This is a genomic window from Bradyrhizobium oropedii (genome assembly GCF_020889685.1).
In the GTDB taxonomy this organism is placed as follows: Bacteria; Pseudomonadota; Alphaproteobacteria; order Rhizobiales; family Xanthobacteraceae; genus Bradyrhizobium; species Bradyrhizobium oropedii.
Genome location: NZ_JACMYO010000083.1, coordinates 1 through 19,208, shown reverse-complemented (window position 1 = coordinate 19,208; position 19,208 = coordinate 1). Strand labels below are relative to the sequence as shown.

At 59.7% G+C, this 19,208-nt stretch carries 15 protein-coding genes and 2 pseudogenes; 4 read left to right on the top strand and 13 right to left on the bottom strand.

Annotated elements, in window-relative coordinates:
• Window positions 1-13: 13 nt before the first annotated feature.
• The 11 genes from tssK to tssA all read right to left on the bottom strand — a co-directional run bounded on the left by tssK (window position 14) and on the right by tssA (window position 12,292).
• Window positions 14-1,354 (bottom strand): type VI secretion system baseplate subunit TssK, encoded by a 1,341-nt coding sequence (gene tssK / locus H8A95_RS22845; protein WP_229167543.1) that lies wholly within the window; start codon window positions 1,352-1,354, stop codon window positions 14-16.
• A gap of 63 nt (window positions 1,355-1,417) precedes the next feature.
• Entirely contained in the window at window positions 1,418-1,927 is a 510-nt protein-coding gene (tssJ, locus tag H8A95_RS22840; protein ID WP_229167544.1) for a type VI secretion system lipoprotein TssJ, read from the bottom strand.
• Complete coding sequence (tagH, locus tag H8A95_RS22835) at window positions 1,927-3,651, bottom strand: type VI secretion system-associated FHA domain protein TagH (RefSeq protein WP_229167545.1); 1,725 nt, start codon at window positions 3,649-3,651, stop codon at window positions 1,927-1,929. Before tagH ends, tssJ begins: the two co-directional genes overlap by 1 nt.
• A gap of 632 nt (window positions 3,652-4,283) precedes the next feature.
• Entirely contained in the window at window positions 4,284-4,457 is a 174-nt protein-coding gene (locus tag H8A95_RS22830; RefSeq protein ID WP_229167546.1) for a hypothetical protein, read from the bottom strand.
• Between the two features lie 133 nt (window positions 4,458-4,590).
• Window positions 4,591-5,037: a papain-like cysteine protease family protein gene (locus tag H8A95_RS44500; RefSeq protein ID WP_376711677.1), complete on the bottom strand. Its 447-nt coding sequence runs from the start codon at window positions 5,035-5,037 to the stop codon at window positions 4,591-4,593.
• Window positions 5,038-5,540: 503 nt separating this feature from the next.
• Window positions 5,541-6,527: a type VI secretion system baseplate subunit TssG gene (gene tssG, locus H8A95_RS22825; protein WP_229167547.1), complete on the bottom strand. Its 987-nt coding sequence runs from the start codon at window positions 6,525-6,527 to the stop codon at window positions 5,541-5,543.
• The gene (gene tssF, locus H8A95_RS22820) at window positions 6,491-8,239 is read right to left on the bottom strand and encodes a type VI secretion system baseplate subunit TssF (RefSeq protein ID WP_229167548.1); all 1,749 of its coding nucleotides are present in this window, start codon (window positions 8,237-8,239) and stop codon (window positions 6,491-6,493) included. The genes tssG and tssF overlap by 37 nt, the downstream gene beginning before the upstream one ends.
• A gap of 5 nt (window positions 8,240-8,244) precedes the next feature.
• Window positions 8,245-8,640, bottom strand: a complete 396-nt coding sequence (tssE, locus tag H8A95_RS22815) for a type VI secretion system baseplate subunit TssE (protein WP_229167549.1) — start codon at window positions 8,638-8,640, stop codon at window positions 8,245-8,247.
• 12 nt (window positions 8,641-8,652) lie between these two features.
• Window positions 8,653-10,047: a type VI secretion system contractile sheath large subunit gene (gene tssC / locus H8A95_RS22810; RefSeq protein WP_229185129.1), complete on the bottom strand. Its 1,395-nt coding sequence runs from the start codon at window positions 10,045-10,047 to the stop codon at window positions 8,653-8,655.
• 125 nt (window positions 10,048-10,172) lie between these two features.
• The gene (tssB, locus tag H8A95_RS22805) at window positions 10,173-10,664 is read right to left on the bottom strand and encodes a type VI secretion system contractile sheath small subunit (protein ID WP_229167551.1); all 492 of its coding nucleotides are present in this window, start codon (window positions 10,662-10,664) and stop codon (window positions 10,173-10,175) included.
• 38 nt (window positions 10,665-10,702) lie between these two features.
• Window positions 10,703-12,292 (bottom strand): type VI secretion system protein TssA, encoded by a 1,590-nt coding sequence (gene tssA / locus H8A95_RS22800; RefSeq protein ID WP_229167552.1) that lies wholly within the window; start codon window positions 12,290-12,292, stop codon window positions 10,703-10,705.
• Between the two features lie 1,441 nt (window positions 12,293-13,733).
• On the opposite strand from tssA, the gene H8A95_RS22795 reads away from it, so the two are divergent.
• Complete coding sequence (locus H8A95_RS22795) at window positions 13,734-14,297, top strand: hypothetical protein (protein ID WP_229167553.1); 564 nt, start codon at window positions 13,734-13,736, stop codon at window positions 14,295-14,297.
• Window positions 14,298-14,835: 538 nt separating this feature from the next.
• Here the strand turns inward: H8A95_RS22795 and H8A95_RS22790 are convergent.
• Window positions 14,836-15,195, bottom strand: coding sequence for a Ulp1 family isopeptidase (locus H8A95_RS22790; RefSeq protein WP_338027924.1), 360 nt, complete (start codon window positions 15,193-15,195; stop codon window positions 14,836-14,838).
• A 1,001-nt stretch (window positions 15,196-16,196) separates the two neighbouring features.
• Here H8A95_RS22790 and H8A95_RS22785 point away from each other — a divergent pair.
• Window positions 16,197-17,564, top strand: a complete 1,368-nt coding sequence (locus H8A95_RS22785) for a carbohydrate porin (RefSeq protein ID WP_229167554.1) — start codon at window positions 16,197-16,199, stop codon at window positions 17,562-17,564.
• Window positions 17,565-17,600: 36 nt separating this feature from the next.
• On the opposite strand, the pseudogene H8A95_RS22780 reads toward H8A95_RS22785, so the two are convergent.
• Window positions 17,601-17,970 (bottom strand): annotated as a pseudogene (locus tag H8A95_RS22780) (DDE-type integrase/transposase/recombinase); the annotation flags it as partial.
• Window positions 17,971-18,845: 875 nt separating this feature from the next.
• On the opposite strand from H8A95_RS22780, the gene H8A95_RS22775 reads away from it, so the two are divergent.
• Window positions 18,846-18,983: an ATP-binding protein gene (locus H8A95_RS22775; RefSeq protein ID WP_312001019.1), complete on the top strand. Its 138-nt coding sequence runs from the start codon at window positions 18,846-18,848 to the stop codon at window positions 18,981-18,983.
• Window positions 18,984-18,994: 11 nt separating this feature from the next.
• Window positions 18,995-19,208 (top strand): annotated as a pseudogene (locus H8A95_RS22770) (hypothetical protein); the annotation flags it as partial.

Genomic DNA, 19,208 nt, shown 5'->3' with positions numbered 1-19,208 from the left:
TGTTTAGGGCCCGTCACGTACGTTGCCCGCGGATGGCCCAGAACTCGAGGTGGAGATCCGAGTAGTCACCGCTGACGTGGAAAGCAAAGGCCGCCGAGCGCGGCAGGATGCGCCAGAGCTCCACCGATTGGTCCAGCTCGAAATAGACGGCATTCTGGATGTAGGGCAACTCGCGCGGCGCCACAGCGAGCGCGTGAATCGGAACACCCGGGAGCTGAAGATTGACGAGATCACGAATCTGCTCGACCGAGCCTACTTTCATCTGCGCCGGAAGCTGGTTGCGCAACGCCTCGCCCGGTACACTAGCCACAGCGACGAGAACGAACCTAGAGTCCTGGAACAAGGTGCGGTCGGTGATCAGGCCGGTCAGAATGCCATAGCCTCGGTCCTGCAAAGGAAGCGATATTGCGGCGTTCTCGATCACAATAGACAGCAGTCTACGCAGGATATCACTCAACGGCGTGAAGCAGCTTTCGAGATCCTCATGCCGATAGGAAGGCATCACTTGCGGTTTGCGGCGATCGCCAACGAAACTCGACAGCTGCCCGGTAAGGCTCAGCAGTGCGCGGAAGAGGGCTTCAGGGTGATGCCCACGTGTTGCTGCGAAGTGGTCGAGCACGGCTTCTGCCCCGTTCACGATCGACAATGTAAAAAGATCAATTAGTCCGGCCCCGTCTGCCGTCGCGCGCGAGGGATCCGCGCGCGCAGCAAGCGCCTCTGCGCGCGTCCGCAGCAGCGATCTGGCCTCGTTCAACAGCGCGATCAGCGGCTTGGCTGCGTGGATGTCGATGGCAGGCGGAACGTAGGTGTCGGATAAAGTAATCGCGCGAGCCGGATCGATATCACGGATGCGACAGATAGGCAGCGTGATCAGATCTCCCTGTTCCTCGCCGTCAAAGATGAGATGTGTTGATAGCGACGCAACCTTGATATCGACCGGAGCCTTTTCAGGCGCGCTCGCATTCCGGATCTGAAAGACCTCCTGATCGTAGCGGTGCGCGAGCGCATCCCCGGAACAGAGGTCGCTGGCGGCCTGTCGGCGCGTGCCCGCTGCGATCTTGACCAGCAGATCTTTCGCAGCCGGTGGAGGGATTCGTCCGGTCGGAAGGCGGACATGCTCCGGCGCATAAAGGGCCGTGCCATCGGGCATAATGGCTTCAAGCTCGGTAAGTGCGACTTGGCCAAGCGCCAGAAGATTACGATCAAGGGCAATTTTTCGAATGCCCCAGCCGTAGCCGACCAGACCAGAAACGCGGTTCTCGACCAACTGCTCGATCCAGCGGTCGTATTGCTGAAAGTGCTGCGGACGCACCAACATGCCTTCGGACCAGATCGGTTTGCTTGTCGCAGACACTAGGCGCCTCTTCGCTGACATTCCAAAGGTGCATCTGCCCGGCTATTGATCACGGCGGACCGGTCAGAAGATTTTCCACCAGTGTCGGCTAGCTTCCTGCTCAATGCTCACAGCCCGAGCAGTCAATTTTACCAAGATTCTGTTGTCACGATCGGGCTTGATTTCGGCAGTTGAGCGCCACTGGGCATCGTTGCCCGCGCGGAAGCCTGCGATCACGCCGACATTTCGGGTCTCGATCGGCGTATCGCGCTCGAAGTCGACCTTGTCGCCGGGGGTCAGCTCGACCTCACGCTTGGCCACCAGATCCGGCCCAAGCCGCTTGGTGTCATCGTCGAACAGCTCGAAAAACTGCGCCTGGGTGAAGGTGGTCGTCGACTTCAGTTCGTAAATGCGCACAACGACCGGCGACGGCTTGCCGTGCGCGTTCGGATTGACGAGTTCATCGGCCTCGATGACGAACTTGATGGGCGTCGTCTTAGACGTCTTGTCAGTCGAACAATTAGTGGCTGCAGCGGCCATCAGCAACGCACCGCCAACGACGGACAAACAACGGACTGTGTTCGGCGACGCCATTACGCCGTCTTTCCTTCATTCCGGCCGGGTTCTGAGCGTTGCGTTTCGTAGCTTCGGGCAAATTCTTCTGCGATATAGGAGCGCGCCGTTCGATCAATGTCACCGACCATCGATGCGTGCAGCTCCACAAATCTGTCCCACAACTTCGCCTTATTGAGGCGAGCGCCGAAAAGCCCGCTGATTGCACCGTCGCTCTCGATACGCTGGGGGCTCATGTGCGTGAGCACATTGCTGACCGCGCCTCTCATTGCCGCCATTGCCGCGACCTCATGGGCTTTGATGTCCTCGAATCCTGCGCGCACCGACCGGGAGAGCAACCGGAATCCGCGATCCTTTGCGAGCACCTCGCGGAGGACATGACTGCTGTTGGTGAACTGTACTGCGTTGTCATTCCCGGCACGTGTCTGCGCCGGCCCGATTTGGCACTCATTTTTGAGCATAGCCCACGCCGCCAGTATCGAATGCAGCCCGTTCGTCATCTCGGCGACCGCATGGCCGAGTTCGGCAAAGAACTCTCGACGCTGTGCTGGCGGCACAAGATCCGGATTGCAGCCCAGCGCATTCCAGAACGCCTGCAGTTCGTCTGTGTCGGATGGAGCGTTCGCAGGCAACGGCGGAGCACCGCTCCTTGTCGCGGTTCTTGTCTCAGGAGCGCCGACCACTCGCGGCGCAGCAGTTTCCTTCAGTCTCAGCAGCAGCCGATCGAGCTCCCGCTCATCGGGCGTCGGCGACCCTGAACCAGAATTCCGCAATTTCCCGAGGTGATTCGTCGCAGAAGAGGCGGTCGGCTTAGGCGCGATCCGGAGCGCTTCGTTCGGCTCATTGAGGCGCGCTTTAGCTCGCTGCGACGACACCGATGGCATGCGGCGCGAGACCGGTCCCGGCAACAGATCGCCAAGATCGAGATCCTCAGGGATGATGGGCGCAGGATGGCCATTCGACAGTACACTCCTGCCATTGGAGGGGGCAGAGGGCAGCGGTTTGGATGGCTCGATAAATGGCGTGTCGACCGATGACAACGGAATTGATCCGACATTTGCCGAAGGCGCGTGCGAGGACGGCCTCTGGGTCGTGGCAGCGCTCGACGGTCGCCGAGGAAGATCCGCTAGTGTCGGATCCACAGCCTCGATGTCGCTGCTGAGCGGCTTGTCTCCGGGCAAGGATGGCGGATGAGGTGCCTGCGGCTCGCATTGTGCCGCTGAATAGAAGATCGGGCGCGGCCCAGTCACCACTGAGAAATCGGGAGGAAGGTGCGCATCGCTTACCGACGGTGCGGCAGTCGGAACGGTTGCAGTTGCGGGCTCTTGGGTGAGTGTAGGAGACGGCAACCTCGGCGTCGTACGGCCGACACACACCGCTTTCGACCCCGTCAAGCCTAGCCGTTGACGTTCCTCGACAGGATCGTCCTCGATCATGACCGAGAGGACGTAATTCGCCAAATATAGCGTATCGCCATCAGCTAGCGGCGTGGTATTGCCGCGTCCCAGCGGGGCGTCCACCGTGTTGATGTAGACACCATTGGTGCTTGTATCGGTGATCGTGAAACCGATGCCATTGAATGCAATCAACGCGTGGTGTCCTGACAGCGTGTTGGTTGGATCTGGAAGCCGCCAGTAGCAACCGCGCCCGCGACCGATGGAGCCCCCTTCAGGTCCAAACGCCTGCCTTGCGTAGCGGCCCAAGGGCTCGGCGTTCTCTCCGAGGACTCCGAGTGTCAGATGCATCCCGCACCTTCAGGCTTGCTCGCCGGCACAAGTGGTCATCCGAGCGTCCCATTGAAATTGCCGTGGCGGCAGCATTGCTTTCGACTGAACAGCATTGTTGCTGGGCCGATCGATTGTCTCATGCGCCGGTTGCGCAAGGCGAAAAGGATGGTCTCTTCGTTCGCTCAGCTGCATCGGAGACCGCGCGGGCTTTCTCTCTCAGAAACAAGGCATGCGAACTCAAGCAAAGGAGCGCATCGGTCGTCTTACGCATCTACGTGCACTCCGCCAATTAATGTTGCCAGATTTCGATAGCAACGGTCGTGCCAACGGCACCTCCAACCTAAGCCACTGATTGAACATTAAGAATTTTTGGTCCGGCGAATGACGCCGTTGTTCTCAAACTGACAGAGGCTCGTGCAGTCGTCAGACACCGGACAAGGTGAACCCTCAGACGACTTTTTTGACTACACCGGCCCACTGTTGTCTAGCTATCCTTGACCAAACGAACAGCGGCAGCTTGTCGAGCCAATATGGCGTCGACTTGGGCCGCCCCAGAGATGCGTCGCCGCTTGCGGCAGGCAGTGTATTCGACGACCCGGCAGTGCTTGCGTCTTGAAACGAGCGGGCAGAAGTCTGGTGTCCCCGGCAAGTTATTGCAGACGCGATGCGGCACCGAATTCTGCCCCGGAGCTCGCACATTGGAGTTCGACATCGACGGCATCGACATAGGAGACCTTCTTTTCCGCGGGCAGATTTAGTTTGTCGCCATCCAAAAAGAATGCAGATGCGGTGCGAGTGTAGAGCCCGGTCGGCTTCTGCTTCACGAGGTCTGCGTTCTCGTCCTCTTTCTCGGCGGCGGCTTCTGGACTTACATGTCGCCAATCGGATACGAAAGCAGGAGGAGGTGTCTTCGCTCGGACGTTCGCAGCGGAGGGCCTTGCGGTCCAGAGGGGGTGTTCACAGCCAATCGCGATTCTTGACGAAAAGGTCGTCGAACAAAAGATTATAGAAGTAGATCACTCCACGCGCTGGGTAAGACGGATCATTGTAGCACAACATGTCTTCTATCAGACCAGTCAACACTATTATATGCCCGTGCCATAGTGTTTCGTTCCCGGAGATTGACGGCAAACGCAGCGCAGCCCAGATTGGCCCTCGTCCGACCAACGTTTCTGCAATAAAATCACGTGTAAATCCGTCATCTGGCTGCTTGAGCCTCTCTAATCCTTCGATGCGCGCCAACCAGTCAAACTGGTAGCCGTTGATGCCTACGTCAGCCCGCCAAGCGGAAGGTAGACCCAGCCGAGGCCCTGGGCGAAAGCAGTACGACAGCATACAAGCGCAAGCATACCAACAATTGTATTTCCCATGCGGTTGAACATTTCCGGCATAGTCTCGTCGCATATTCAATTGGCCGTCATAGCCATGTTGTTGGCCGACAAGCGGGACATCCAGCACTACGTTTAGCACCCTACAGCTCTCCCAAATTTACCAGCGAGCTGGGCAAATAGCGTGCCGAACGGCTTTAGCTCCAACCGCCGGTGGCCATGTCTACGCACACACTTGGCGCGAACGAGATGGCTCTCTTGGTCCCGGCGCGCACCGGCTCGTGGCTCGGATGGATGCGTAACATGATCTTCGCGACCTCGCGCCGGTCCGCGCTCTCTGCATCCGCATCCAAGAGGCGCATGCAGGTGAGGGCGTGCTAGCGGTCGTGAGGAGTCGACTCGGTGCGCTGGCATAGCAGCCTCTCGGTCATGGAAGCCATTGGACCGCAGCCGGTACGCTATGGCAACGTCTAACCAGGTTGACCGCGACTCGGGGCCCGTGATCCGTGACGCGCCATGATAGTCCGGTGTCCCGTCATCGCGGGTGATCTTCACCACACGCGAACAACTCGAAAACGATTACAATAGAACAAGGCTTCCGGTTTCCTTGGGCGGATCGATCCACGTCGTCCAGCCTAATTCTCCTTCGCCCAGAGTCCATTCCGGTGTCTGCCCGAGCGCTAATTCTAGCTGGAGATCCCATGCCAAGGGCTCGCGCAGAATAACGCTAATGAGACGGCAAAGGATGGCATGGCTCTCGCAACCGGGCAGCAGTGACCGAAACTGCTGCTGGTTGAGCGGGCCGAGGCAAAGCCGAAATTTGCCTACGATGTCCGGCATGGTTTCACCGGCAAGGGTATCAACGCCGAGCTCAAGACCAGGCCGGCCAAGGCGCCACTGCGCCTGCTGTGGAATGTCGATCTCGCGCCAGATGAATTCCTCGACCCGGGCTGAAATGTGGAGATGGCTGGAAATCAAGCCGGCCACAAGCTTGGCGGACCGGCCGCACAAGGCAAGGACGCCGGCATGCGGCAGCAGCCGCGCCCGCCATTCCCGTTCGTTTGCGGTGTCTTCCCCGGGCACGAGTCCAAAGAGCGTGCCAATCAGCACCGAGATCGCGTCGGTTGCGCCCTCCTCGAACCGCAAATGGTGACGGTAGTACCGCCAGATCCGCAGCAGTAGGCTGATCAGACGGTGATTAAAAAAATCAAAAAAATCGCCGAGCGATCCCATGCCGTCTGCATGCATGACCCGTTCGGCGTAGAAGGGCGGCAGCGGCGAGGAGGGACCATGCAGCCCGAGGAAGTTGACGTTGACCTCCACACGCTCGCCGGCGGCCTTGGCCTGTCTGATTCCCGCGATCTCTTCGGCAGGAAAGCCAAGCGTCGGCGCCGCACGGAAGCGCACGGCCTCCCGCGCGGGATCGTCGGTGGATCCGATCGGGGGAGCGTCGCTGAAGCGCCGCTCGAGATGCGCAACGAGCGAGAAGAACCCGAATGCCGAAAGCTCATCGCGTTCGTCGGGCGCCGTCAGAGTGCCGTGATCGATCCGCTTCTCGCTGGCCATAGGTAGTGTGCGTTGCTTTCCGTGCCGCGAACCGAAAACCGATGCAGCATATTGACGCCGGCAAACGTCGCGAAGAAGGCGTCGAGCACCGATCCAAACAGGAACAATTCGCTCTCACCACCGATCTTGCTGTCGATCACGGCCAATTCGATATTTCGCATTCGGACCGGGGCGCCACGCACCACGTGATCGGTGTCCGTGGTCGCGAACTGATCGAGGCCTTCGAGCAACAACTCCAGGCGGCGACGCGCCTGAACGTCATAGACTGCACGGAACTCGTAGCTGGCAAGGACGGTCCGCAATGTACCTATGTTGGCCATGACGCCGTAATTGCGCGCCAGATTGGCCGTCAACCGCCGCAATAAACCATCATTGACCGGTGGCGGCACTTCTGTAACGACCGCTGTGATATTAGAGAAGGTGACGGAGCGAGGCGTGTCAGAGGTCGGCAGATCCACGCTACCGACAGGCAACCGGTCGGCAATGGGTCCGTTGGAGCAGGTCAATAGCAGGGATACGACGTCGATCGGCGGATGTTGGCCGATGTCGAGCCGGTCAACGAAAGTCACGTAGTGATCGACGCCCCGGCCGACCACCGCAGGCCGGATACGCTCGCGAAAGTAGGCGCGGTTGCGCTCCGCGCCCGGCAGATCGTGGCGCAACAGGTCGAATGGCTCGAACTCGATGCGTTCGGGACGGCCTTGCACATAGCCGGTCACACCATCGACGGACCGGATGGAAAAGTTCGGCCCTCCCGAGGCAAGTACGCGGTATTCGGTCTTGGTCCGATTCAGCCGAATTGGCGAGGCCTCGTGGCTGAAGACATTGATTGCCGGCGTGCAGTTCAAGCAAATCTGTCCTTTGCCGACGCGCAACTGGGCAGGGAACGGGCGCCGAAACTCGAAGGTGAGCCTGCACTCAGTCTCCGTGTGGGCTGCGAGCGGCTCGAGACCAGACAAATCGACGTAGAGAAATTTCGAAGGATAACAGAGATACTCCTGAATGATCCGGAATCCTGCGAAGGCGTTGCGCGGCCAAGGCAGAACCGCCTCGTCATCATTGAAGCCGACTGGCGCGATCTGCGCTGAGCCGATTGCGGCCACCTGTCGATCCGCCACGGTAACAGTTCCCGCCGAGGCGTGACGGCACAGCCAGGCCAATAGGCAGCGCCCCACTTGCGGCTCCCGCTCGGTCGAGAAGAAGAGGCGAAGCCGACCATTCTTAAGACATGACAGGTTTTGCTGGCCGGTTGCTTTGATACGCAGGATTAGCCGGGCCGCACTCGTCCGGTTCTCCAGCTGAACGTCATTGATCTCCAGCGGCAGCACCTCGATTGCGTAGCAGGTGACGAACGTGCAGTTCGTTCCGTCGATCGGCCGCGAGCGGACGCTGGTCCCGGCCGGCAGGTTCAGGCTCGCGGCGCTCGCCGATGATTTCAAGGCAAAAGACAGGGTCGTGATGGGCGGCAGGGCTTGAAGATATTGCGGCCATACCATCCGCAACAGGCCGTGGACGAATTCGGGAAATTCGTCGTCGAGCTTTTGGCGCAGCCGCGCGACAAGGAAGGCGAAGCCTTCGAGCAGCCGCTCGACGTCGGGATCGGTGGCATCCTGCCCGAGAAAGGGCGCAAGCTTCGGATTGGCCAACGCGAAGTCAGCGCCGAGCTCGCGCAAATAGGACAGCTCGTCCTCGTAATAGGGATTGACGGCCACCTCCTTCAGCCCCTCACCCGAACGTGCCTCTCGAAGATCGCATCGAAGGAAATTGGCTCCATTTGAGCTTTATAATCAACCGTCGCATTGACGTGGAAGCTCAGCTGCAGCGGATTTTCGGGATCGGCATGAAAGCGGATCGACACATTCCTTAAACGCGGCTCAAATGTCTCGATCTGCTGCTTGAGCGAGTGGGCGAGCGCGCGCACTGCGTCGGCTCCCTGCCCGACCGCCTCGTTAAGGTCGGGCATGCCGAGGTCCGGCCGTGTTTCGCAGCAGCCCTGGCGCGAGTTCAGAACCCGACGTAAGTTTTCCAGAACGCTTGCCCGGAAACGGTCGAACGACACCCGGCGGGTCGCGGCTCCGTCCTCCAAGCGCTCCATAAGGCTGCGGTCGAACATCGACTACCACCACTATTGCTTGTCGAGCTTACCCTTGAGCGTCAAAGCAAAATCCGCGCCCATGTACTTCAAATGTGGAACGACGGCGATGCCGACGCGATACCAGCCCGGTTCACCTTCGACGTCCTCGACGATGATCTCCGCCTTTCGCAAAGGCCGCCGCGAGCGCACCTCTGCCGACGGATTCTCCTGATCGGCGACATACTGGCGGATCCAGTTGTTCAGCTCGCCTTGCAGCTCTTGGCTGCTCTTCCAGGAGCCGATGTTCTCGCGTTGCAGCACTTTGATGTAGTGCGCGAAACGATTGATGATGAACATATAGGGCAGCTGGCTGCCCAGCTTGTAGTTGAGTTCGGCCGCCTTGCCTTCCTGGGTGGTCCCGAAATATTTCGGCTTCTGCACGGAATTAGCCGAGAAGAAAGCGGCATTGTCAGCCCCCTTGCGCATGGTCAGCGCGATGAAGCCCTGCTCGGCTAGTTCGAACTCGCGCCGGTCCGAGATGAGCACCTCAGTCGGCACCTTGGTCTGCAATTGTCCCATTGCCTCATAGGTATGCAGATTGAGGTCCTCAACCGCGCCGCCAGACTGGGGGCCGATGATGTTCGGGCACCAGCGATACTTGGCGAAGCTTTCGGTTAAGCGCGTCGCAAACGCGAAAGCAGCGTTGCCCCAGAGGTAATTGTCGGTTTCGCCGTCTGAGGCCTCCTGGTAATTAAAAGTCTTCACCGGAACGGTCTCTGGACCATAGGGCAACCGCAGCAAGAAGCGCGGCAGCGTCAGGCCGAAATAGCGCGCGTCCTCGCTTTCGCGGAACGATATCCACTTGGCGTATTTTGGTCCCTCGAACACCGATTGCAGGTCCTTCAGACCTGCGATCTCCTCATGACGTTCGACGCCGAACATGTCGGGTGCAGCAGAAGCGATGACTGGTGCATGCGAGATGGCGGCCACCGCGCTCATGTACCGCATCAGCTTAACATCCTGGCTGCCACTGCCAAACTCGTAGGCCGATATCATGGCCGCGACGGGCTGGCCGCCGAACTGCCCATATTCTGCGGTGTAGACGTGCTTGTACAGCCCGGACTTGACGATCTCCGGGCTGTCCTCGAAGTCGGTGAGCAGTTCATCCTTGCTGACGCTGAGGATTTCTATCTTGATGTTCTGACGGAAATCGGTGCGGTCGACCATGAACTTGAGCCCGCGCCAGGCCGACTCGAGCCGTTGGAACTGGTCCGTGTGCAGCACCTCGTCGAGCTGAGCCGAGATTTTGCGATCGATCTCCGCGATCATCTGATCGACGAGCGCGTTGTTGACCTGCGCATCGGCGCGGCCTGGTTCCATGAGCTCGGCGAGGAAAGCTGCAACGCCCCGGCGAGCAAGGTCGTAACCCTCGTCGCGCGGGCTCATCCTGGTCTCAAGAAGGACCTGATCCAGCAGCGAAAGCTCAATGGCCCCTGTGCCGAGTTCGGCCGGTTGCTGCGCACTTGTGTCGGTCATAGCGCCATCCCTCCTCACGGCAGCCGTTGATCCGCTCACTCGCTCTTGCCGGTGAGCTCGCTCAAGAGCCGCGGCCGCGCGCCGTGGTCTTCGAGCAAATTCTGGATGGCCTTGCGAAAGCTCGGCACGTTCCCGAGCGGACTCTTCAGGGCGATCAGCGCCGCGCGCAGTTCAGTCAAGGCGCGCAATTCGGGAATTTGCTGTGCGACACGTTCGGGTTCGAAGTCCTTCAGGCTCTCAAACGTCAGCGACACTGACAGCTTGCCGGCCTCGGGCTGGTCGTCGAGCCTATTCTCAGCGGAGATATCGAGATTCAGTGCGTGGCTTTTGACAACCTCGTTAAAATTGTCCTTGTCGATATTGACGAGCTCGCGCTGCTCAATCGGGTGGTCATCGGTCTTTCCGGTGAAGTCGCCCAAAACCAATAATTTGAGCGGCAGCTCGACATCCTCCTTCAGGTTGCCGGTTGCCGGTTTGAAGCGGATATTGATGCGCTCCTTTGGAGCGACCGAGCTTTCCTGTGCCATATCAGCTCCTGTTAAGACTTTGTCCCTGACAAGGTCAGCTAGCGAACGAGCGTGCTCGCGCGTGCGATGTCGATGACCGCGACCCGCGTTCGGATTTGTTCGAGCGCGGCGCGACGGCGCGGCTCGTCAAGCATCTGCCGCGAGTCAGAATGTGTGATTGCGCGAAAGCGCAATTCGGCGACGTCGAGCGCAAGCTCAGGCTCCCAGCTTTCGAGGTTGCGCTCAGCGACCACCTCTTCCATGTGCTCGAGCAGCGGGATGGCAGTCGTAACGAAGCCGGTTTCGATGCAGAAACGTGCTTGAGCAAGCTGGCGCACGAACCGCGCTCGTTCTCCGCGCGCGCCATCCAGCGCACGTGACAGCTTCTCGAGGGCAGCCTGAGGCCGCCCATCGTCAATCAGCTTATGTGCCTCAACAATGGCTTCGTCGGCAGGATCACGGCCCGGCGACACGTCCGCACCACCGACGGCGGCCCAAGCACGCGTTTCCTCATCCGCGAACGCCCGGCCGTCATTGAACTGAAACGTCAAGATCCGCGGATAGCGTGTGACCAGCAGGGCTACGCTTGCGCGCACTGCCGCGGCCGCCGGCTCAAAGAGCGGCCCCATTTGCTCCAGTGCTTTCGCGGCATGCCGGTGAACGTCGAGCCAGAACGGTGACATCCAGACGATCTCTTCAGCCAAATTCAAGACATCGGCGTGCTGACCGGCCGCTATTTTGGCTTCCAACGCTGCGATATCGTCCGCAGGCGCAAATATCGCTGTGCGGCCGCCCGTATCCGGCGGCAGGGCGTCAAAGCGCATCCAGGAGCCGACACGATTGAGCAGATAAACCTTCGGGTCTGTGGGGGATGCGACGCGCCGGGCGGCCGCGGCTAGCCTCAGCATATCAGGCAAGTGGTCGATCAAGCTGGCCCAGTCGCCATCGGCGCCAGCCGATCGTGCTGCCTCCGGTGCTGCCGGTTGAGCAACCTCAACCGGCGAAGTGGATTCCGCCGGGGCAACGCCGGCCTGCTCGACAGCTGGGGCCGCCTCCGCCGCACGTTCCGTGGGCACGGCGATTGCGCGCTTGGCTTCTTCGTAGTGCGGTCGCAGCGCCCTCAACAACTCGCCCAAAGAGGCTTGCTCATTGACCAGCTTGTCGCGCAGCTGGCGATCGAGATCGGTAAGCTCCTCATAGGCGGCGAGCACTGCCGGATCGTCGGTTTCGATTGGCACATTCGCGGCTAGCTCTGGTGCAATGCGACCCGCGAGCCAATCGATCGCTCCGACCCGCGCTCGTTCCCGCTCGATCGGCGGAAAGAGACCCTCCCAATGCGCGGCCACCATGCCGCGCAAAACGCCTAAGCCGACGGCAAGGCCCTGGTATCCTCCGGTCCGAAACAGACCATAGGTGGCCCAACAGGCAACCAGAATGTCTTTCGACCGGTTCGCCAGGATATGGAGGGACAGCGTACTGACATTGCTCCAATCAACCGCAGTTGGTCCGTCAACATCCATGCGCCGGACCTCGGTTTCGAGCTGCTCAAATTCGGCCTCATCGCGAACATTCGTGCCGGCGGGGACGGGGCCCGGCACACGCGCCGCGCCGTGGCGCGTACCCGCGTCGATGTCATCTTGAACCGTCATCCGATAGTCAACCACTGCGACAGAACCATACGCGACCGCCCGTCTCGACAATCGCAACACCCGCAGCATACGATAGGCCGAGAGGCGACACTCTTGTAAGCTACCACTCCCCCTCCTTGCTCAGGCGCTGCTCGATGACGCTCCTCTTTCAAGCCTTATGCCAATTGCAATCGTTTGATTTGCAAAAGCGATTTTTCTCAGTCGGAAGCGTCCTAGCCCCGACAGCACGTTGCAAATCGGACACCAGAGGCGTTGGTGATGGACTCCTGGGTCGGCTCGGTCATTGGCCTGAAGGGCCTTAGGCTCAGGCAAGCCGCGGCACGCAGGCCCTCACCCTCGCGACACTTTGAAAGAAGATGAGACAGGATTCAACGCGTCAGGTCGAGGTTTCGTCGTAGAAACGTCTTATGAGGTAGGCGACTTTAAGGCGCACTTCCGGCTGGAAATGCAGGAGTATTCGGTGATGGCGCAGGCGCGTTCTCGCCGATATCGGAGCGAATGATGAGCGATGGTGAAGCTGGGACGTCAAGTGCCTCCCAATGCAGTGTCAATAGGACTGAGGGAACGGACGAGCCTGCTGTTGAAGCGAGTTCTTCGGCCCTCGGGGCTCACCGAGCGAGCAGCTCTGCCCGGGAGCAGATTCGCTCTGAACCGCGGGATTTGGGTGCGTCTTCAGTTGGCGTGGATCGTGGCGCACCAAGCGGCGAAGGACATGAAGCGCGTTCCGGTTCCGAGCCCCGGTCGGGTCATCGATCACCGTCTGAGCCGTCCGTGACCGACCCAGATGTCAGATCCGGTGCTGACAGCGAACACAACGTTCGCGAACCTTCACCTGCACTGGTGAGAACAGCAGCTACCGCCGCAGGCCCCGATGCAGCACCCATCCCGACGATCGGGAACGCCTCAATGGCGTCCTCAATGACTTTAAGAGGTCTGCGACTGCCAGCGGACCTGCCGAGCGTCGACTTAAGCAGCGCACGGCAATCTCCATTGCGAGCTGGATTCGCGGCTTTTCTTGCTGGCTCCACGATGAAAACAAGCCGGGCATTATTCTTCGGCCTCACGACCGCTCGCTGGACGAAGATGCCGCGCTTTACAGTTTGAAGGTGGTGGCAGAAAAATCATCAGTGCGCTGACTCATCTCCGGAACTTCCTGTTGAGGGCCAGGGCCCCGGAAATTTTGGCACCGCGGCTGGCTGCCTATCCCGAAGATGCGGCTCTCATCCAAAGAGCAGTCGAGGCGGCCAGAGCGAACATTGCGAGAGGAACTCCATGGCCGGGTTTCGCAACGCCGAGTTATGTCACCAGAGTCGGTAGCGCTCTTCGCGCGTTCAGTGTGTGGCTCCAGACGCATGCCAAAAGCCGCCTCAACGACCAAACGCTGCGGGACGATGGCCAGAGGTACAGGCGCGGCAGGAATATCCCCTCAGTGGGCGTAGGGTTGAAGCTGCTTTGGAAGTACGACTCGCTACGGGGGTCTCCAGCCATCAGCGACAATTTAGATCTGTTGGAACTGCTGGAGCAGGAGATGGAAGTCGACGGGCCACCGTCGATCGCAGGGGACATCGCCCCGCAGCACATCTTGCTGCAGGCGGCTCCCGCGGCGGCAGCGATTAGCGATGACGGCTTGGAGCTGCGGACGCAGCTGGCGCTGTTGGAGCAGGAGATGGAAGTCGATGGGCCAACGCAGATCTCCTGGGAAAGTGATCCGCAGCTCAACTCATTCCAGGAGTCGCTCGAACGACTGCTCGTCGTGCCAGGTACGCCGTTGGAACCACCAACGTCGCCTCTGCCAGACCCCGACGGAAGTTCGAATTTTGATACGGCCTTACGCGGCGAAGTGCGTAATGATTCTCACGACAGCCGGGCTTCCTGCGAGTTGGGGCAACCGCAACACTCATCTCATCCGGTAGCCGCGATACCGGCTTGGGCGCCGGCGTATGATTTCGGACATGTCGTCGCCTTGGGCTTCAATCACGGCCTCCAACCCGCCCCGACGTTCTGATTGGCGCACTGAATAGAAGAGGCATGCTGCCGCAGTCATTTCAGCAGCCGACAAATCTGATTATTCATGGTCAGCCCTATATGGCGGTGTTGGGGCCATGGATGAGGGAAGTGACCCCCAACAATCCCTTCGGCGCGAACATCATTCTGCGGCCCCGGTTTAAAGGAGGCTAAAGTCCGCGGCCGGAGGCGGGGCGCGATTCCTCCATCCTACCACCTGCAGTACCCACGCTGGGTCCACATCAGAACGATGTTCTTGATGGATTTGCAGGCACGTGTCGATCCACCGCTCAGACAGACCGGCAGCGCGGAGAGGTTCGCTTTTAAGTCCGTCGCTCGGTGTCGAAGCGTCCGATTGGCTGGTCGATCACAGCCCGACTACCACGATCCGGTGCAGGAAGGGGTCGTGTGCGAGCCGCCCCAGTCGTTCACACGTCCTGGCACCCGGCCAAGGTTCTGGTGCCGGCAAGAGGCGCGCCAGCCAGCTCCATCAGCCCAAACGCATCAGCGAGTTGGGCGTCGCGAATGCGCACGACCGCTCAGTCGATCCTGGAGAGTGCCCGTCGATCGGCGACGAGGTTGTCAAGGTGAAGCGGCTCGTCATCAGGCCGCTCTCGTTCCGCCAATCGCCTCGCCAGCGTCCGTGTGCCGTCCACCACAAAGACGCCGCAATCACAACCGTTCCGCTGTTGGGCCATGCGGGCGGACTGAAGGTTGGCGCCAAGGCGTTCCGCGAGTTGTTCTGCGCTAGCGACGTTAGATTTCCCAGAGGAGTCGTAGTGATAGGCAGCTACGTTGTCCCGATTGCGGCGATCAACGAGCAGTAGCGACCAGTGGTTGCCGTCGCCGGCCTTGGCACCTCTGCCATTGTTCACTGGCGCGAGCGCTCGAGCAACCATGCCATTGGAGGGGCAAGTGTTGGACATGACCAACTACCAGTTCTGGCAGGTTGATCGGGACAACGAACACATGGCAAGCGTCGCCCACAAACGCCACACAGGCCTAGGAACTTGGAATGCACCACAGATTTGGCCGTGCCAATGGAATGGACGGAAGCAACTGCTCGCCCACAGCCACCAAAGCAGCTCGAAACCTGTGATCCCTCCGGTCTTCTGGGCCACCATCACGGACGTTGTGAAGCGATCTCTGCGCGCACAGGTTCCAAGGCTCTCCGGAAATCGCGGCCGTCAATCGTTTAATCCCACGCTGACCACAATGCCAAGACAGCTTCATGAAACCACGGCCCCGGCTTGGTTGGCTTTGCATTCCGGTGGCTGCCATTTCGTTGAGAAAAGCATCTTCGACCAAGATGCTAGGCATCACTGCAATCCTCTGCTCCATAGTGGAGCAAGGTCATAGTTCGCAAAGTCTTGGCGGCCAGGACAGCTGAGGCTCCGCCGCGTTCGCTGCCAGCGGTTCTCGCCCAGCCAGCAGGCGCTGCTCACTGTCGGCAAATCCGGCCTGATGCACAAGCAAGGTGCAGACCAGATCATGCTCGCGTCCAGGGGTGACGAGGTTCGCAAGTTACGCGGATTTCGCTGGAATAGACGAACCTCCTGCCCGTGAGGCCTCGTCCCCTTGTCCTCAGACGCCAAGCCTTGGGAAGTCCGTTCTGGACCGTTGAGCCCGGTTTTCAATCCATTCATGGCTCGCAAATAAGGACGCGAAGTACACTGTGCGTAATTCCTTTGTTGCGGCGACGACGCCTCGGACATCTTCGGCTACGGCGGCACTTGCGTGCAGCTTGCGATCAAGAGAGACCCAACGGCGACTTGCCGTCGCACTTTCTCTCGCGGCCTGTTTGGTCGGCCCCCCTGTTTTGGCGCAAACTGCTGACGATGATCCCAAGAGCAAAGCTGCGGACCAAGCCACCAAGAGAAGAACTCCAAAAGCCCCCGGCATGGCCAGAAAGCTCCGGATCGGCATGGTCAATCAGCCAATTCGACTTCGTGCCTCGGCGCTAGCATCAGCTCCCAACCTGCCTCCCATAAAGCGCGGGAGCTCCGATCGGGTTGCCCAGACGCAAACGCAAAAAAGGATCGACCCCTTCGCACCCTTCGATATTTTCCGAGAAAAAGGGATCTGGCTCAACATACCCGGCCCCGCCGATACGATTGATCAGGACAAACACGGCGTTAGATCCGCCCTGGCAGACGTCGGCATCGGCTATATCGGCTGGACGCTCAACACCTTTGCAAACAACCAGCTGCCGAATGCGGCCAGAAGCAGCCTCGCCAACCAGCTCTATATGGGGCAGAATCCGACGTTTGCTACGGCGAACTTCATGACCGTCACCTACGATCTCAGCCGATTTGGCATTCCCGATGGCCAGATTGTCGTGGGAGCCGAGCAGCAATACTGGACATGGAAGCGCCCGGGACCGGATCGAGTGGGGTTGAATACACTCGCCTACTATCAAACCTTCTTCGACAGGAAATTCGAACTCAAACTTGGGTACCTGAGAAATGCGAATGAGTTCACCGGCACATTGTTCGGAGGAATTTCAGGATCAAACATGTTTGCCTTGTTCCAAGCAGGCATGAGCACTAACGCCGCGCCGACGCCCGCCGCCAACCTGAAGTTCAATTTTGATGATCACTTGTACAACAAAGTCTCCGTGCAGCGCTCCATCAGTCCAGATGGTCCTTATGCCGAGATAACCGAGAATCCAACCGGCCTGAACTGGAGCACGGCCAATGCAGGGATTCTTTTCGTTGATGAACTTGGCTACAAGAGCAAGGCGGCTCCCGGCTTACCCGACACGTGGCTACGGGCGGGTATTGGTTTCAACAGCAGCCACTACAAGAATTTGGCAGATCCGGATCAACAAAGGGAGAGCGGGAATAACTTTCATTACATCGCTGCTGACAGGCAGCTCTGGCAGAGTGACGTTGAGGGGGCGCCGTCTCGCGGCCTCTATGGCGGATTCTCCGTCATGGGAGCTCGGCCTGACCTAAACCGGATCAGCCGGTATTACGAGCTTCGGCTGTATGCGAAGGGACCTTTTGATAGTCGCGCCAGTGATCTGATGGCTGTTGTCGCCACCAACACCGCCTGGAGCAGGTTTGCAGTGGATGCTGCCTCGGCTAAGGGGCAGCTTGCGCATCGCGATACAACTGCAATTACGGGAACATACACCGCGCATCTCGCTCCGGGGATATATGCAAGCCTCGGGCTGTCATACATTCATTACCCGACAAGTGTCACACACACGCCCCAAACGGGACACGCGCTCAATCTGTTGGTATCTACGCTGATATTTTTCTAGTCCATCGAGGGCGCACACCAATTCGACTTACCGAGCCACGCAGAAGGCCGCCTCCATCGTGATCGACAGCCGCCATGACAGCACCCGGCGGATCGTCCAATCGAGCACGACGGCGAGGTAAACAAAACCGCGTGCAATGGGGATGTAGGTGATATCCATCGCCCAGACCTGGTTCGGCCGCGTGATCGCCATGCCGCGCAACAGATACGGATAACTCTTGTGGCCGGGCTCTGGCTTCGTCGTGCGCGGACGGCGATAGAGCGCTTCTATCCCCATCCGCTTCATCAGCGTCTTGACATGCCGGCGGCCGATCTTGCACCCTTGGCAAAGCCAGCAGGCCTCGCAACATACGCGAACCGGCGAAGGGATACTCCAGATGAAACCGGTCGAGACGCCGCATCATCGCGGCAGCCCGGTAGGGCCTACGCGCCACGCGTCAGGCTGGGAACAACGCCTGGCGCGACATGCTGAGCGCGTTACTCTCCCTAACAGATTGAAGTCAGTCCAGGCCGTGGCGCCAGGGAACATGACATCATCCATCCGGATGGTTTGTTGCTGCAGCACATGGATATTCGGGATATTCGATCCAGCTGCTACTGTCTTGCCCTTCTCGACCGTGGGGTGGACGTCGCGAGCCGTGCGCTTCGTTTTGCCGCGTGCCATTGGGATCGGCTTGCCCAGCTCGAAACTCTAATTGGCAATCATCACCATGCCGCGACACTGACTCGCCTCCTGATCGGCGGCAGCTTTTCTTCAGCGGACCGGTGGCGCTGCGGCCTTCGAAGGGGTTTCCATCGGCTCATTGTGAATCAGTTCCGAGACGCGTCAGCTTATCGACAGCCAAGCCTCGCAGTATGTGAACGTGTCTATCTGGCTGACAGGTCCGGCTTGATCTACTCAGAGCTGGCAAAGGAGAATGGGATAGATTTCAGGGGTCGATACGCAACGCGACCTGGAAGCGGTCGGTGGGTCATCGCGAATCACCTTCTCGTCGAGAAGGCTCAGACTCGCGCTCATATGTTATATCAATGGGATCAGCGTACGTGCACTGATGCGCGGCAGATCGGCTGCGTTCGGGCGGGAAGTGATCGTCTCGGCAAGGTCCGTCGACGCGATCCGAACCGCCCCGCCGCCGGCCGTCCGGCAGCGCGACGACAACATAGGCGGGAGCGCGCCCCGACCGCTCCTTCAGCACCTTAAGCCGGTGCCCAAAAAGAAAATGATGCGGGTCAGTGATCGTGACGTGAGACACGACCCGCTCAAGAATAGGGGTACTCTGACGTGTTCGACGATCCAACTATGGCCGACGCCATCCGCGACTGCCTCGTGCACAATGCCCACAGGCTTACCCTAGGGGGCGAGAGCCTGCGCAAAGGCCGCCGCAAAGCGTCGATGCTTGACGACGAGCCCGCCAACTGACTTGGCGGCTCATGCACGCGCCACTGGCCACGCAGCACGAGTGGCTCGCCGCCGTGCTGCGCGGCCACTATGGCTATTATGGCAGGCCGCACAATTATCCAGCGCTCAACGGCTTCTACCGCGAAGTGCGTCGGATCTGGCTGCGTTGTCTGAGACGGCGTAGCCAGAAAAGTCGGCGCATGGGCTGGCCGGAGGTTGCCTGCCAACTCCACGCATCACTCGCAC

Excerpts from the sequence above, each read along its gene's own strand:
- tssJ (WP_229167544.1), bottom strand. The coding sequence starts at position 1,927 with ATGGCGTCGCCGAACACAGTCCGTTGTTTGTCCGTCGTTGGCGGTGCG.
- tagH (WP_229167545.1), bottom strand. The coding sequence starts at position 3,651 with ATGCATCTGACACTCGGAGTCCTCGGAGAGAACGCCGAGCCCTTGGGC.
- H8A95_RS44500 (WP_376711677.1), bottom strand. The coding sequence starts at position 5,037 with ATGCGACGAGACTATGCCGGAAATGTTCAACCGCATGGGAAATACAAT.
- tssG (WP_229167547.1), bottom strand. The coding sequence starts at position 6,527 with ATGGCCAGCGAGAAGCGGATCGATCACGGCACTCTGACGGCGCCCGAC.
- tssE (WP_229167549.1), bottom strand. The coding sequence starts at position 8,640 with ATGTTCGACCGCAGCCTTATGGAGCGCTTGGAGGACGGAGCCGCGACC.
- tssC (WP_229185129.1), bottom strand. The coding sequence starts at position 10,047 with ATGAGCCCGCGCGACGAGGGTTACGACCTTGCTCGCCGGGGCGTTGCA.
- tssB (WP_229167551.1), bottom strand. The coding sequence starts at position 10,664 with ATGGCACAGGAAAGCTCGGTCGCTCCAAAGGAGCGCATCAATATCCGC.
- tssA (WP_229167552.1), bottom strand. The coding sequence starts at position 12,292 with ATGACGGTTCAAGATGACATCGACGCGGGTACGCGCCACGGCGCGGCG.
- H8A95_RS22790 (WP_338027924.1), bottom strand. The coding sequence starts at position 15,195 with ATGGTTGCTCGAGCGCTCGCGCCAGTGAACAATGGCAGAGGTGCCAAG.
- H8A95_RS22785 (WP_229167554.1), top strand. The coding sequence starts at position 16,197 with ATGGCCAGAAAGCTCCGGATCGGCATGGTCAATCAGCCAATTCGACTT.